We start from the raw sequence: 15,332 nt of genomic DNA on the forward strand, positions 1-15,332 counted from the left end.
ATCGACATAAGGGGGATTGTAACGTGAGTTTGCTCAGGCGGACATAATGCGCGTCAAGCCTTTGGCGCTTCGGTGCGGGCAAAGCTTTCGCGTTGAAAAAGCGTTTCGACCAGTTTGACCAGGTGGGGGCGGCTAACACACCAGCCGGGCGCGACCCGGCGGAAGTTGAGATAGCCTACCGCACAGGCAATCGCGATAGTCGCCAGATTGACCGTATCCGTTTTTAGTGTCCCGTCGCTCAGATAACTTTCGAGCATATCCAGGCTGCGGTTGATTTTTTCCCGCTGGCGCAACAGTTCCGTTTCCGATTGTTGCGCCGCCGGGCGCGCCTGTTCGCGTACAGAAACCAACGCTGCATCCATAATGCCGTCAGCCAACGCTTCAAGCTGGCGAACTTTAAGCGCTGCCATTGGGTCACGCGGGAGCATCGCTGGCGCGATATCCAGCAGCTCAATATATTCCGCGATGATCGGCGAATCGAACCAGTACTCCCCTTTCTCCGTCACCAGCGCTGGCACCTTACCCAGAGGGTTGTATTGCGCCACGCCGTTATCCGCCTCGTAGGGTAGTTCATTAATAAATTCGAAGGTAATGCCTTTTTCGAGCAGCAGAACAGAGATTTTGCGCACAAAAGGGCTGGTGTAGCTACCGATGAGTTTCATGCCGTGTCCTTTTTGCCAACCAGTAAAAATCATAGTATGGCTCAAATAAGACGAAAAGAGACACAAAAGGAGGTTGCTGAATGACATAACGTGAGAGGGCTCGCGACAAAATGTTTGCCGGATCGTATTGACGTTACCCGGGCTTAAAATTTCTTGTGAAGAGGATCACAAAAATTCAACAAAGCACCAAAATAAAAATGTGAAATATCTCACATAAAATGGCCTTTTAAGGGCTAAAAATTAGATTCGTTGTTTTTTTACACAGCCACTTTGTGATCAATATCACATCAATTACCTCTCTACCCCCTATATTTATGTGACACAAATCACATATATAGTCCCTGTCTGGACAGTTGAACGATTCAGTGCCAGATTGCGCAGTATCTACACTACAGGGTCCGGCTACCTCTGCCGCTACATTAACAAACCTCGGGCTTTCAGCCTGCGCGACAGCAACATAAGAAGGGGTGTTTTTATGTCATCCGATATTAAGATCAAAGTGCAAAGCTTTGGTCGATTCCTCAGCAATATGGTGATGCCTAATATCGGCGCGTTTATCGCGTGGGGTATTATCACCGCATTATTTATTCCAACAGGGTGGTTGCCTAACGAAACGCTGGCGAAACTGGTTGGTCCGATGATCACCTACCTGCTGCCGCTGCTCATCGGTTATACCGGCGGTCGTCTGGTTGGCGGCGAACGCGGCGGCGTGGTGGGCGCTATCACTACCATGGGCGTTATTGTCGGCGCGGATATGCCGATGTTCCTCGGCTCAATGATCGCCGGTCCATTAGGCGGCTACTGCATTAAGAAATTCGACAGTTGGGTAGACGGTAAGATCAAATCCGGTTTTGAGATGCTGGTGAACAACTTCTCCGCTGGCATTATCGGTATGATCCTCGCCATCCTGGCGTTCCTCGGTATTGGTCCGGCGGTTGAAGTCCTGTCCAAAATTCTGGCGGCGGGCGTTAACTTCATGGTGGCGCACGATATGCTGCCGCTGGCGTCCATTTTTGTTGAACCGGCGAAAATCCTGTTCCTCAATAACGCGATTAACCACGGCATCTTCTCACCGCTGGGTATCCAGCAGTCCCATGAGATGGGTAAATCCATCTTCTTCCTGATTGAAGCTAACCCGGGTCCGGGGATGGGCGTTCTGCTGGCGTACATGTTCTTCGGTCGCGGCAGCGCTAAACAGTCTGCGGGCGGCGCGGCAATTATCCACTTCCTGGGCGGTATCCATGAGATCTACTTCCCGTACGTGCTGATGAACCCACGTCTGATCCTGGCCGTTATCCTTGGCGGTATGACTGGCGTATTCACCCTGACCATCCTGAACGGCGGTCTGGTTTCTCCGGCTTCTCCTGGCTCCATTCTGGCCGTACTGGCGATGACGCCAAAAGGCGCTTACTTCGCTAACATCGCTGCCATCGTGGCGGCAATGGCGGTCTCCTTCGTGGTTTCTGCAATTCTGCTGAAAACCAGCAAAGTGAAAGAAGAAGATGACATTGAAGCGGCCACCCGTCGTATGCATGACATGAAAGCGGAATCTAAAGGCGCCTCTCCGCTGGCGGCTGGCGACGTGACCAACGACCTGAGCCATGTGCGTAAAATCATCGTGGCTTGCGATGCCGGTATGGGTTCCAGCGCGATGGGCGCAGGGGTACTGCGTAAGAAAGTACAGGATGCGGGCCTGAGCCAGATCTCCGTCACCAACAGCGCCATTAACAATCTGCCGCCGGATGTGGATCTGGTCATTACTCACCGTGACCTTACCGAGCGCGCGATGCGTCAGGTACCGCAGGCGCAGCATATTTCGCTGACCAACTTCCTGGATAGCGGCCTGTACACCAGCCTGACCGAACGTCTGGTTGCCGCACAGCGCCACAATACTAATGAAGAGAAAGTACGCGACCATCTGAAAGACAGCTTTGAGGAGGGTGATAACAACCTGTTCAAACTGGGTGCGGAGAATATCTTCCTGGGCCGTAAAGCCGCTAACAAAGAAGAGGCGATTCGCTTTGCCGGTGAACAACTGGTGAAAGGCGGCTATGTTGAGCCGGAATACGTCGAGGCGATGCTGGACCGCGAAAAGCTGACACCGACTTACCTCGGTGAATCCATCGCAGTTCCGCACGGTACGGTAGAAGCGAAAGACCGCGTGCTGAAAACCGGCGTGGTGTTCTGCCAGTATCCGGAAGGCGTACGCTTCGGTGAAGAAGAAGACGATATTGCCCGTCTGGTCATTGGTATCGCCGCACGTAACAATGAGCACATCCAGGTCATCACCAGCCTGACCAACGCGCTGGATGATGAATCCGTGATCGAACGTCTGGCGCACACCACCAGCGTGGATGAAGTGCTGGAACTGCTGGCAGGTAAAAAAGCTTAACAGTTAAGTATCCCCAAAATAGTTCGAGCTGCAGGAAGGCGGCAACGCAGTGAATCCCCAGGAGCGTACATAAGTACGTGACTGGGGTGAGCGAGGAGAGCCAACGCATCTGCAGTTCGAAATATGAAGGCGATATCCTCTCCCTTGTGGAGAGGGTTAGGTTGAGGGAAAAGCCTCGCCCCAGCCCTCTCGGGTAAAAACATTAATGAAGGTTAATACTATGAAAGCATTACATTTTGGCGCAGGTAATATCGGTCGTGGCTTTATCGGCAAACTGCTGGCTGACGCGGGGATACAACTGACGTTTGCGGATGTAAATCAGGTCGTACTCGATGCCCTGAATGCCCGTCATAGCTATCAGGTTCATGTTGTGGGTGAAAATGAGCAGGTGGATACCGTTTCCGGCGTCAACGCTGTCAGCAGCATCGGCGATGATGTTGTCGACCTGATTGCCCACGTTGATTTAATCACTACTGCCGTGGGTCCGGTTGTGCTTGAGCGTATCGCTCCGGCCATCGCTAAAGGGCTGGCAAAACGTAAGGCGCAGGGCGTGGATGCCCCGCTGAATATCATCGCCTGTGAAAACATGGTGCGCGGCACCACACAGCTGAAAGGCCACGTAATGAATGCGCTGGCGGATGGCGATAAAGCCTGGGTTGAACAGCACGTCGGTTTTGTCGATTCCGCCGTTGACCGCATCGTGCCGCCATCTGCTTCTGCGACCCATGACCCGCTGGAAGTGACGGTAGAAACCTTCAGCGAGTGGATCGTCGATAAAACCCAGTTTAAAGGCGCGTTGCCAAACATCCCGGGGATGGAGTTAACGGATAACCTGATGGCATTTGTCGAACGTAAACTCTTCACGCTGAACACAGGTCATGCTATAACCGCGTACCTCGGCAAATTAGCCGGTCATCAAACCATTCGCGACGCCATTCTCGATGAGAGTATTCGCGCGGTGGTGAAAGGCGCGATGGAAGAAAGCGGCGCGGTGCTGATCAAACGCTACGGTTTTGATGCCGACAAACATGCGGCATACATTCAGAAAATCCTCGGTCGTTTTGAAAACCCGTATCTGAAAGATGACGTCGAACGCGTAGGTCGTCAGCCGCTACGCAAACTCAGCGCGGGCGACCGTCTGATCAAACCGCTGCTTGGCACCCTGGAATATGGTCTGCCGCATGTGAATCTGGTCAAAGGGATCGCGGCGGCGATGCATTTCCGTAGTGATGAAGATCCGCAGGCGCAGGAGTTGGCGGCTCTGATTACCGAAAAAGGCCCGCAGGCCGCGCTGGCGCAAATTTCCGGGCTGGATGCCAATAGCGATGTGGTGGCGGAGGCGGTTAACGCATATAACGCGACCAAATGACGCAGAATCCGGCGCAGGTTAGCCTGCGCCCAAATAACAGATTGTCAGATATGCAGGCAATAATGGAACAAACCCAGGCCTTTGAAAATCGTGTGCTTGAGCGTCTGAATGCTGGCAAAACCGTACGGAGCTTCCTGATTACCGCCGTCGAGTTATTGACCGAGGCGGTGAACATTCTGGTGCTCCAGGTGTTTCGCAAAGACGACTATGCCGTGAAATACGCTGTGGAACCGTTGCTGGACGGCGACGGGCCGCTGGGCGATCTTTCGGTACGTCTGAAACTTATCTATGGCCTGGGCGTACTCAGCCGCACCGAATATGAAGATGCGGAGCTGTTAATGGCGCTGCGCGAAGAGCTGAATCACGATGGCAATGAGTACGCCTTTACCGACGATGAAATCCTCGGGCCGTTTGGCGAACTGCATTGCGTCATGGCGCTGCCGCCGCCGCCGCATTTTGATACATCCGACGCGGCGCTATACGCCATGCAAATTCAGCGCTACCAGCAGGCGGTGCGTTCGACGATGGTTCTCTCTCTGACCGAGCTGATTTCTAAAATCAGCTTAAAAAAGGCCTTTCAAAAGTAAATCCCGCCGTTAACCTCTTTCTTCTTCTTTTGGTCGGTACAGCCGCCGGTAATATTCCAGACGCTGCAAATAAATGGGCGCGCTCTCCGACGGCACTTCGGAAGGAACATAATCACGCGGCGGCGTTTTATTCAAGTACTCACGGAACGCCTGGCTGGACGCCATAAAATCGACGGCTTTATCAATAAGAAGTGGTACGTTCTCACCTATTTTTGCCATGATAGATCCTCCATGTGGGACCCGCGTCTGACTCCCGCGGTCGCTTATTTGAGTTTAGGATCAATTTAGCGTTGTCATTGAGGAAAATGTGCTTAATCGCTTTTCTTGCCGGCAAAAAGGCGCTTCATCTTTTCTTTCGACAAAAAGGATTTTATTCTCAACGAGATAATTAAATAATGAGCAGTGTAATACTTGCCATAATTGATTATCTTTACGTCATGAGTTGTGAAGAATCACTCACTGCGCGCATACTATAAGGTATCTATCCCATTTCTATCAGAAGCTATCCCATGAAAGAAGTTGAAAAAAACGAAATTAAACGCCTGAGCGATCGTCTTGACGCTATTCGCCACCAGCAGGCAGGTCTCTCTCTGGTTGAATCCGCCGATAAATACGCGGAGCTGGAAAAAGAAAAAGAGACGCTAGAAGCAGAAATTATCCGTCTGCGCGAAGTACACAGCCAGAAACTGAGTAAAGAAGCGCAGAAGCTGATGAACCTGCCGTTTCGCCGCGCGATCACTAAAAAAGAGCAGGCCGACATGGGCAAGTTGAAGAAAAGCGTGCGTGGCCTGATTGTTGTCCACCCGATGACGGCGCTGGGCCGGGAAATGGGGCTCAAAGAGATGACAGGTTTCGCGAAGAGCGAGTTCTAAACCTTCCGCATCCCAGGCTCTCAGGACACCCGTTGTACGGAGGATGTCTTGAGAGCATCGGGCTATATTCCGAATTTTTCATGGAAGTATTTACACCGATTATATACAAGTTCATTTTTAACGGTAATCCCTGCTTTTTCAGGATGAAAAATCCCACTATCGTGCCTGTTTGTATTTATACAATGAATTTTTTCATCCTCTTTTCTCATACCCCGCAGAATATGATTGACCCGCAAAATTAAATAACATTATCATCCCTGAAAAAAATCCCCATACATAAACATTATAATTATATTTTTATAAAGCATTGCTATGAGCAATTGATAAATAACGTCGGGTTTTTGCGCGCTTCTATAGAAGCGACGAATGTTTTCATTCTAACCATACGTTAATGAGTTATTGGCAATACTCGCTGAATGATGAGCTAGTTGTATAAATAACAGGTTAACTATTTATATTATATAAATTATTAACAAGGATATTTCATATGCACAAAAATGGAAAATTTATCCCCCTGCTTGCGTTGGGATTCACATTCTTTTTATCTGGTTGTGATTACTTCGCAGATAAACACCTTGTTGAAGAAATGAAAGAACAACAAAAAGAACAAGAAACAAAGATAAACCTGTTAGAAAAACAACAAAAAGAACAAGAAGCAAAGATAAATCTGTTAGAAAAACAACAAGCTACGATTATCAACACAACCAAAAAGGTCACCGAAGTCGTTGGCCGCGTTGAACGCAAACAACGGCTATTCGACTATACAGAACTGGACCCATCACAAACGCACTATTTTATTATTAACAACGGCAATATCGGATTAGCCGGGCGTATTCTATCTATTGAGCCAATAGATAATGGAAGTGTTATTCATCTTGATTTAGTTAACTTACTCAGCATTCCGGTATCAAACCTTGCGTTTAATATGACATGGGGTACGAAAAAACCTTCCGAGGCAAAAGATCTGCCTCGCTGGAAACAACTCCTGCTCAACACGAAAATGGACTCGACAATCGAACTCTTACCGGGAGTATGGACAAACGTCACGCTAACATTAAAAGGCGTATCGCCCAATAATCTTAAGTATCTAAAAATAGGTATTGACATGGAGAATGTCATATTCGACAGCATACAACCTATTAACGATACAAAAAAGAAGCCAAAAAAATAATAGCCATTGATACAATTATTTTAGAAAAGGAAATTACTCATTCATGAATAGAATATTTAAAGTCCTCTGGAATGCCGCTACGGGAACATTTGTTGTCACCAGCGAAACCGCAAAAAGCCGCGGCAAAAAAAACGGCCGCAGAAAGCTGGCGGTTTCCGCACTCATCGGTCTTAGCAGCATTATGGTTTCTGCGGATGCACTGGCCAACGCAGGAAACGATACAGGCGACGGCGTTACTCCAACGGGTACCCAGACTGGAGGAAAAGGGTGGATTGCAATTGGTACTGATGCCACAGCCAATACTTACACCAACGTTGATGGCGCAAGCGCCGCAATGGGTTATAAAGCCTCCGCGATGGGGAAATGGAGTACCGCCATTGGTTCATACAGCCAGTCCACCGGCGACTCTTCGTTAGCGCTTGGCGTAAAATCGGTTTCTGCCGGTGACCGGGCCATTGCAATGGGCGCCTCATCCTCAGCCAGTGGAAGTTATTCAATGGCAATGGGCGTGTATGCCAATTCGAGCGGCGCAAAATCGGTTGCGTTAGGTTATAAATCTGTCGCGAGCGGAGCAACTTCCTCTGCATTAGGTTATCAAGCCACTGCGAGCGGCGACGACAGCGCTGCATTTGGTAATGGCGCAAAAGCGATAGGCACCAACTCAGTTGCCCTTGGCTCGGGCTCTGTCGCCCAGGAAGACAATTCCGTCGCCGTGGGTAACAGCACCACTCAGCGGCAGATCACCTACGTGGCTAAAGGCGACATCAATTCCACCAGTACCGATGCCGTTACAGGTGCGCAAATTTATTCTTTAAGTCAATCCGTCGCCGACCGACTCGGCGGAGGGGCTTCCGTTAATAGTGATGGTACAGTGAATGCCCCCCTCTACGAGGTAGGCACAGGCATCTACAATAACGTAGGCAGTGCATTAAGCGCACTTAACACTTCTATCACTAACACAGAGGCCTCTGTCGCAGGATTAGCCGAAGACGCGCTGTTGTGGGATGAAAGCATCAGCGCCTTTAGCGCTAGCCACACGGGAAACGCCAGCAAAATCACCAATCTGGCGGCGGGTACCCTGGCTGCGGACAGCACCGATGCCGTTAACGGCTCTCAGTTGTTTGATACAAATGAGAAAGTGGATAAGAACACTGCTGATATCGCCACCAACACCACCAATATCAACAGTCTGAGCGACTCCGTCACCACGCTCACCGATGATGCCCTGCTTTGGGATGCAGCCTCTGGCGCATTCAGCGCTAAGCACAACGGAAGCGACAGCAAAATCACCAATCTGGCGGCGGGTACCCTGGCCGCTGACAGCACCGACGCCGTTAACGGCTCCCAGTTGTTTGATACAAATGAGAAAGTGGATCAGAACACCGCTGATATCACCACCAATACCAACAGCATCAATCAGAACACCACTGATATTGCCACCAACACCACCAATATCAACAACCTGAGCGATTCCATCACCACGCTCACCGATGATGCCCTGTTGTGGGATGCAGCCTCTGGCGCATTCAGCGCTAACCACAACGGAAGCGCCAGCAAGATCACCAATCTGGCGGCGGGCACCCTGGCCGCGGACAGCACCGATGCGGTTAACGGCTCCCAGTTGTTTGATACAAATGAGAAAGTGGATCAGAACACCGCTGATATCACCACCAATACCAACAGCATCAATCAGAACACCACTGATATTGCCACCAACACCACCAATATCAACAACCTGAGCGATTCCATCACCACGCTCACCGATGATGCCCTGTTATGGGATGCAGCCTCTGGCACATTCAGCGCCAGCCGTAGCGGAAGCGCCAGCAAGATCACCAATCTGGCGGCGGGCACCCTGGCCGCGGACAGTACAGACGCGGTAAACGGCTCCCAGTTGTATGAAACCAACCAGAAGGTGGATCAAAACACCTCTGCTATCGCAGATATTAATACGTCCATCACCAATCTTAGCTCTGACAACCTGAGCTGGAATGAAACAACGAGTTCGTTCTCTGCCAGCCACGGAAGTAGTACGACAAACAAAATCACCAACGTTGCTGCCGGAGAGCTGTCTGAAGAAAGTACCGACGCGGTTAACGGATCGCAGTTGTTCGAAACCAACGAAAAAGTGGATCAGAACACGACCGATATCGCCGCCAATACCACTAACATCACTCAGAACAGTACCGCGATTGAGAACCTGAATACTTCTGTCTCCGACATTAATACGTCCATTACCGGCCTCACTGATAACGCTCTGTTATGGGACGAAGACATCGGCGCTTTCAGCGCAAACCACGGTGGAAGCACCAGTAAAATAACCAATGTCGCCGCCGGGGCGCTTTCTGAGGACAGTACAGACGCGGTAAACGGCTCACAGTTGTATGAAACTAACCAGAAGGTGGATCAAAACACCTCTGCTATCGCGGATATCAATACGTCCATCACCAATCTTGGTACCGATGCACTGAGCTGGGATGACGAAGAAGGCGCGTTCAGCGCCAGCCACGGTACCAGCGGTACCAATAAGATAACCAATGTAGCAGCAGGTGAAATCGCCAGTGACAGTACTGACGCTGTTAATGGCTCTCAGCTTTATGAAACTAACATGCTGATTTCTCAGTATAATGAATCTATTAGCCAACTAGCCGGCGATACCAGCGAAACCTATATCACGGAAAATGGTACCGGCGTGAAATACATCCGTACGAATGATAACGGGCTTGAAGGCCAGGATGCATACGCAACGGGTAACGGCGCAACGGCAGTAGGTTACGACGCCGTCGCCTCTGGCGCTGGCAGCCTGGCTCTTGGCCAAAACAGCAGCAGCACCATTGATGGCAGTATCGCTTTGGGCAGTGGCTCCACCTCTAACCGCGCTATTACAACCGGTATACGAGAAACGAGCGTAACAAGCGATGGCGTCGTCATTGGCTACAATACAACAGACAGAAAGTTGCTGGGCGCGTTGTCATTGGGGACGGATGGAGAAAGCTATCGTCAAATTACCAACGTTGCTGACGGCTCTGAAGCGCAAGATGCGGTAACAGTTCGTCAGTTACAAAATGCCATTGGTGCGGTCACTACTACACCGACCAAGTACTACCACGCAAACTCAACGGAAGAAGATTCACTGGCTGTCGGAACTGACTCACTGGCAATGGGTGCGAAGACCATCGTCAATGCTGATGCAGGTATTGGTATTGGTCTGAATACACTGGTGATGGCTGATGCCATCAACGGTATTGCTATCGGTTCTAACGCACGCGCCAATCATGCAAACAGTATTGCAATGGGTAATGGTTCTCAGACCACTCGCGGCGCACAGACTGACTACACCGCCTACAACATGGACACACCGCAGAACTCTGTCGGTGAGTTCTCTGTCGGCAGTGAAGACGGCCAACGTCAGATCACTAACGTCGCGGCGGGTTCGGCAGATACCGATGCCGTTAACGTGAGTCAATTGAAAGTAACGGACGCGCAGGTTTCCAGGAATACCCAGAGCATTACTAACCTGAATACTCAGGTATCGAATCTGGATACCCGCGTCACCAATATCGAAAACGGCATTGGCGATATCGTCACTACCGGTAGCACCAAGTACTTCAAGACCAACACCGATGGCGCAGATGCAAATGCCCAGGGTGCGGACAGCGTCGCGATTGGCTCTGGCTCTATTGCTGCCGCTGAAAACAGCGTGGCGTTAGGCACAAATTCCGTCGCAGATGAAGCTAATACTGTGTCTGTCGGCTCTTCTACTCAACAACGCCGTATTACCAACGTTGCCGCAGGGGTGAACAACACTGACGCGGTTAATGTGGCGCAACTGAAAGCCTCAGAAGCAGGCTCCGTGCGTTATGAAACCAATGCAGATGGCTCGGTTAACTATAGCGTGCTCAACCTGGGAGACGGGAGTGGCGGCACCACTCGGATCGGCAATGTTTCAGCGGCGGTGAATGATACGGATGCGGTTAACTATGCGCAATTGAAACGCAGCGTCGAAGAAGCAAACACCTATACCGACCAGAAAATGGGGGAAATGAACAGCAAAATCAAAGGCGTAGAAAACAAGATGAGCGGCGGTATCGCTTCAGCGATGGCGATGGCCGGTCTGCCACAAGCCTACGCCCCGGGCGCCAACATGACCTCGATTGCTGGCGGTACGTTTAATGGTGAAAGTGCCGTCGCCATTGGTGTCTCCATGGTAAGTGAAAGCGGGGGCTGGGTGTATAAACTGCAAGGAACCAGCAACAGCCAGGGCGATTACTCTGCAGCCATTGGCGCGGGCTTCCAGTGGTAATGAAGTAACAACACTCCCGACATCAAAGGCAATGGCATAATGCCATTGCCTTTTCACTTCCCTTTGTGGTCCTCTCCTCTCAATTGGCCCTACCAATTTTAGCCAGTTACCACAGCCTACTCACATTTCACTAAATTAACTCTACAATACCGTTGCCAATAAATAACATCTGGTTAACTATTTGTTGTCATTATCCATACACAACAATATTGGCAGGACCACTTTTACACATAATGTGACTTCAACGAGATGAGCAAAGATTCATCCCATTATGCGTGTGGTTCTCAGGAGACCTGCAATGAACCTCTGGCAACAAAACTATGACCCGGCGGGTAATATCTGGCTTTCCAGCCTGATCGCATCGCTCCCAATCCTGTTCTTCTTTTTCGCCCTGATTAAACTCAAGCTGAAAGGCTACGTTGCCGCTTCGTGGACGGTGGTTATCGCGCTCGCCGTTGCGCTGCTGTTCTATAAAATGCCGGTCGATCACGCGCTGGCATCGGTCGTGTATGGCTTCTTCTACGGGCTATGGCCGATAGCCTGGATAATCATCGCCGCGGTCTTTGTCTATAAAATTTCGGTCAAGACCGGGCAGTTTGACATTATTCGCTCGTCAATTCTGTCGATTACCCCCGACCAGCGTCTGCAAATGCTGATTGTCGGCTTCTGCTTCGGCGCGTTCCTTGAAGGCGCGGCAGGTTTCGGCGCGCCGGTGGCGATAACCGCCGCGCTGCTGGTGGGTCTGGGCTTTAATCCGCTGTATGCGGCAGGGCTGTGCCTGATTGTAAACACCGCGCCAGTCGCCTTTGGCGCGATGGGGATCCCGATTCTGGTTGCCGGACAGGTCACGGGCCTGGACAGCTTTGAAATCGGTCAGATGGTCGGTCGTCAGCTACCGTTCCTGACCATTATCGTCCTGTTCTGGATTATGGCGATTATGGACGGCTGGCGCGGCGTGAAAGAAACCTGGCCTGCGGTGATGGTCGCTGGCGGCTCGTTTGCTATCGCCCAGTATCTCAGCTCCAACTTTATCGGGCCGGAACTGCCGGACATCATCTCTTCACTGGTGTCTCTGGTGTGTCTGACGCTGTTCCTCAAACGCTGGCAGCCGGTACGCATCTTCCGCTTCGGCGATATGGGCGCGTCGCAGGTCGATCAGACGCTGGCCCGCACCCGCTATACGACAGGGCAAATTGTTCGCGCCTGGTCGCCGTTTCTGTTCCTGACCGCCACGGTCACTCTCTGGAGCGTACCGCCGTTTAAAGCGTTGTTTGCCCCCGGCGGCGCGCTGTATGACTGGGTAATTAACGTTCCGGTACCGTATCTCGATAAACTGGTCGCCCGTATGCCGCCGGTCGTACACGAAGCGACCGCTTACGCGGCGGTGTATAAATTTGACTGGTTCTCCGCCACCGGCACGGCGATCCTGTTTGCCGCGCTGTTGTCTATCGTCTGGCTGAAAATGAAGCCCTCAGCCGCAATCCAGACCTTTGGCAGCACGCTGAAAGAGCTGGCGTTGCCGATTTACTCCATCGGCATGGTGCTGGCGTTCGCGTTTATCTCGAACTATTCCGGGCTTTCCTCCACGCTGGCGTTAGCGCTGGCGCACACCGGCAGCGCCTTCACGTTCTTCTCGCCGTTCCTCGGCTGGCTGGGTGTCTTCCTGACCGGGTCCGACACCTCATCTAACGCGCTGTTTGCCTCTCTACAGGCTACCGCGGCGCAGCAAATCGGCGTCTCTGATGTGCTGATGGTGGCGGCGAACACCACTGGAGGCGTAACCGGGAAGATGATCTCGCCGCAGTCTATCGCCATCGCCTGCGCGGCGGTGGGACTGGTAGGGAAAGAGTCCGATCTGTTCCGTTTTACCGTCAAACACAGCCTGATCTTCACCTGTATGGTGGGCGTGATCACTACGCTTCAGGCCTATGTTTTAACCTGGATGATTCCGTGATTGTGATGCCAAAACGCCTGTCAGACGAGATTGCCTCTCGCGTGCGGGCGCTGATTGAAGAACAAAACCTGGAAGCGGGCATGAAATTGCCCGCCGAGCGCCAGTTGGCTCTACAGCTTGGCGTATCACGCAACTCTTTACGCGAAGCGCTGGCGAAGCTGGTCAGTGAAGGCGTGCTGGTGAGTCGTCGCGGCGGCGGGACATTTGTCCGCTGGCAGCACGAAACCTGGTCTGAACAGAATATCGTGCAACCGCTGAAAATGCTGATGGCGAACGATCCGGACTACAGTTTCGACATTCTGGAAGCCCGCCACGCCATTGAAGCCAGTACGGCCTGGCACGCCGCCATGCGTGCCACCGCTGCCGACAAAGAGAAAATCAGACTCTGCTTTGATGCGACGCTCAGCGAAGACCCGGATCTCGCCTCCCAGGCCGACGTGCGCTTTCATCTGGCGATCGCGGAAGCCTCGCACAATGTGGTGCTGTTGCAAACCATGCGCGGTTTCTTCGACGTCCTGCAATCCTCCGTCAAACAGAGTCGCCAGCGTATGTATCTCGTTCCGCCCGTATTCTCAAAGCTGACGGAACAACACCAGGCAGTGATGGACGCCATTCTGGACGGTAACGCCGAGGGCGCGCGTAAAGCGATGATGGCGCACCTCAGTTTTGTCCACACCACGATTAAACGATTTGATGAAGACCAGGCCCGCCAGGCGCGTATTACCCGCCTGCCCGGCGACCATAATGAGATGACCAGGGAGAATAAATCATGATTATTTCAGCAGCCAGCGATTATCGCGCCGCAGCTCAGCGCACGTTGCCTCCTTTCCTCTTCCACTACATCGACGGCGGCGCGTATGCGGAATATACCCTGCGCCGAAATGTGGAAGACCTGTCGCAAGTCGCTCTGCGCCAGCGCGTGCTGAAAAATATGTCCGATTTAAGCCTGGAAACGACCTTGTTTAACGAAACGTTGTCGATGCCGGTGGCATTAGCGCCGGTAGGCCTGTGCGGCATGTACGCCCGTCGCGGCGAAGTACAGGCCGCCGCCGCCGCAGACGCAAAGGGCATTCCGTTCACCCTTTCCACCGTCTCCGTCTGTCCGATAGAAGAAGTTGCACCAACCATTCAGCGCCCGATGTGGTTCCAGCTTTATGTGCTGCGTGACCGGGGCTTTATGCGCAACGCGCTTGAACGTGCGAAAGCGGCGGGCTGCTCCACGCTGGTCTTTACCGTGGATATGCCGACGCCGGGCGCGCGCTACCGTGACGCCCACTCCGGGATGAGCGGCCCAAACGCGGCCATGCGCCGTTACTGGCAGGCGGTGATGCACCCTAAATGGGCGTGGGATGTCGGCCTGAACGGTCGCCCGCATGATTTAGGCAATATTTCCGCCTATCTGGGTAAACCGACCGGCCTTGAGGACTATATCGGCTGGCTGGCAAATAACTTCGATCCGTCCATCTCCTGGAAAGATCTGGAGTGGATACGCGAATTCTGGGACGGCCCAATGGTGATCAAAGGGATCCTCGATCCAGAAGATGCCCGCGATGCGGTACGTTTCGGCGCTGACGGTATCGTGGTGTCGAATCACGGCGGCCGCCAGCTCGATGGCGTGCTCTCTTCCGCCCGCGCCCTGCCCGCCATTGCCGATGCGGTGAAAGGTGATATCGCCATTCTGGCGGATAGCGGGATCCGTAACGGGCTGGATGTCGTGCGTATGATTGCGTTGGGGGCCGATACCGTACTGCTGGGTCGGGCCTATCTCTACGCGCTGGCGACGGCAGGAAAAGCGGGTGTCGCCAATCTGCTGGACCTGATCGAGAAAGAGATGAAAGTCGCCATGACCCTGACCGGCGCGAAAACCATTAGCGAAATCAGTGGCGATTCACTGGTGCAGGAACTGGGGAAAAGTTTGCCCGCCGCGCTGGCGCCAATGAGCAAAGGCGATGCCGCCTGAACGCCTGGCGCGTGAGAGCCCGGTAAATTTCTGCTATTCTGCCCCCCGCATTTAAGGGGGCA

Annotated in this window: 11 protein-coding genes; 9 read left to right on the plus strand and 2 right to left on the minus strand. The window is 52.4% G+C overall.

Features of this window, described 5'->3' with window-relative positions:
- Positions 1-53: 53 nt before the first annotated feature.
- Positions 54-662, minus strand: coding sequence for a glutathione S-transferase (locus tag J4728_RS16240; protein ID WP_000766681.1), 609 nt, complete (start codon positions 660-662; stop codon positions 54-56).
- Positions 663-1,137: 475 nt separating this feature from the next.
- Here J4728_RS16240 and mtlA point away from each other — a divergent pair, with 475 nt between their 5' ends.
- From mtlA to mtlR, 3 genes are all read left to right on the plus strand, one after another.
- Positions 1,138-3,054: a PTS mannitol transporter subunit IICBA gene (gene mtlA, locus J4728_RS16245; RefSeq protein WP_000093287.1), complete on the plus strand. Its 1,917-nt coding sequence runs from the start codon at positions 1,138-1,140 to the stop codon at positions 3,052-3,054.
- A gap of 220 nt (positions 3,055-3,274) precedes the next feature.
- Positions 3,275-4,423 (plus strand): mannitol-1-phosphate 5-dehydrogenase, encoded by a 1,149-nt coding sequence (gene mtlD / locus J4728_RS16250; protein WP_000645377.1) that lies wholly within the window; start codon positions 3,275-3,277, stop codon positions 4,421-4,423.
- Positions 4,420-5,010, plus strand: coding sequence for a mannitol operon repressor MtlR (mtlR, locus tag J4728_RS16255; protein WP_000193201.1), 591 nt, complete (start codon positions 4,420-4,422; stop codon positions 5,008-5,010). The genes mtlD and mtlR overlap by 4 nt, the downstream gene beginning before the upstream one ends.
- Positions 5,011-5,019: 9 nt before the next feature.
- Here mtlR and J4728_RS16260 read toward each other — a convergent pair whose 3' ends face one another.
- Positions 5,020-5,229, minus strand: a complete 210-nt coding sequence (locus tag J4728_RS16260; RefSeq protein ID WP_001062558.1) for a hypothetical protein — start codon at positions 5,227-5,229, stop codon at positions 5,020-5,022.
- Between the two features lie 290 nt (positions 5,230-5,519).
- On the opposite strand from J4728_RS16260, the gene J4728_RS16265 reads away from it, so the two are divergent.
- The 6 genes from J4728_RS16265 to lldD all read left to right on the plus strand — a co-directional run bounded on the left by J4728_RS16265 (position 5,520) and on the right by lldD (position 15,270).
- Complete coding sequence (locus J4728_RS16265; RefSeq protein ID WP_000665687.1) at positions 5,520-5,882, plus strand: YibL family ribosome-associated protein; 363 nt, start codon at positions 5,520-5,522, stop codon at positions 5,880-5,882.
- Between the two features lie 487 nt (positions 5,883-6,369).
- Complete coding sequence (locus J4728_RS16270; RefSeq protein ID WP_208212074.1) at positions 6,370-7,053, plus strand: DUF3251 domain-containing protein; 684 nt, start codon at positions 6,370-6,372, stop codon at positions 7,051-7,053.
- 43 nt (positions 7,054-7,096) lie between these two features.
- Entirely contained in the window at positions 7,097-11,356 is a 4,260-nt protein-coding gene (gene sadA, locus J4728_RS16275; protein ID WP_208212076.1) for a trimeric autotransporter adhesin SadA, read from the plus strand.
- Positions 11,357-11,654: 298 nt separating this feature from the next.
- On the plus strand, positions 11,655-13,310 hold the full coding sequence (gene lldP, locus J4728_RS16280; RefSeq protein ID WP_001055305.1) for an L-lactate permease: 1,656 nt from the start codon (positions 11,655-11,657) through the stop codon (positions 13,308-13,310).
- Positions 13,307-14,083, plus strand: a complete 777-nt coding sequence (gene lldR, locus J4728_RS16285; protein WP_000636696.1) for a transcriptional regulator LldR — start codon at positions 13,307-13,309, stop codon at positions 14,081-14,083. Before lldP ends, lldR begins: the two co-directional genes overlap by 4 nt.
- Positions 14,080-15,270 (plus strand): FMN-dependent L-lactate dehydrogenase LldD, encoded by a 1,191-nt coding sequence (lldD, locus tag J4728_RS16290; RefSeq protein ID WP_061375526.1) that lies wholly within the window; start codon positions 14,080-14,082, stop codon positions 15,268-15,270. Before lldR ends, lldD begins: the two co-directional genes overlap by 4 nt.
- The last annotated feature ends 62 nt before the right edge of the window (positions 15,271-15,332 follow it).

The organism is Salmonella sp. 32070601201500089SM (assembly GCF_017573605.1).
Classification (GTDB): Bacteria; Pseudomonadota; Gammaproteobacteria; order Enterobacterales; family Enterobacteriaceae; genus Salmonella; species Salmonella enterica.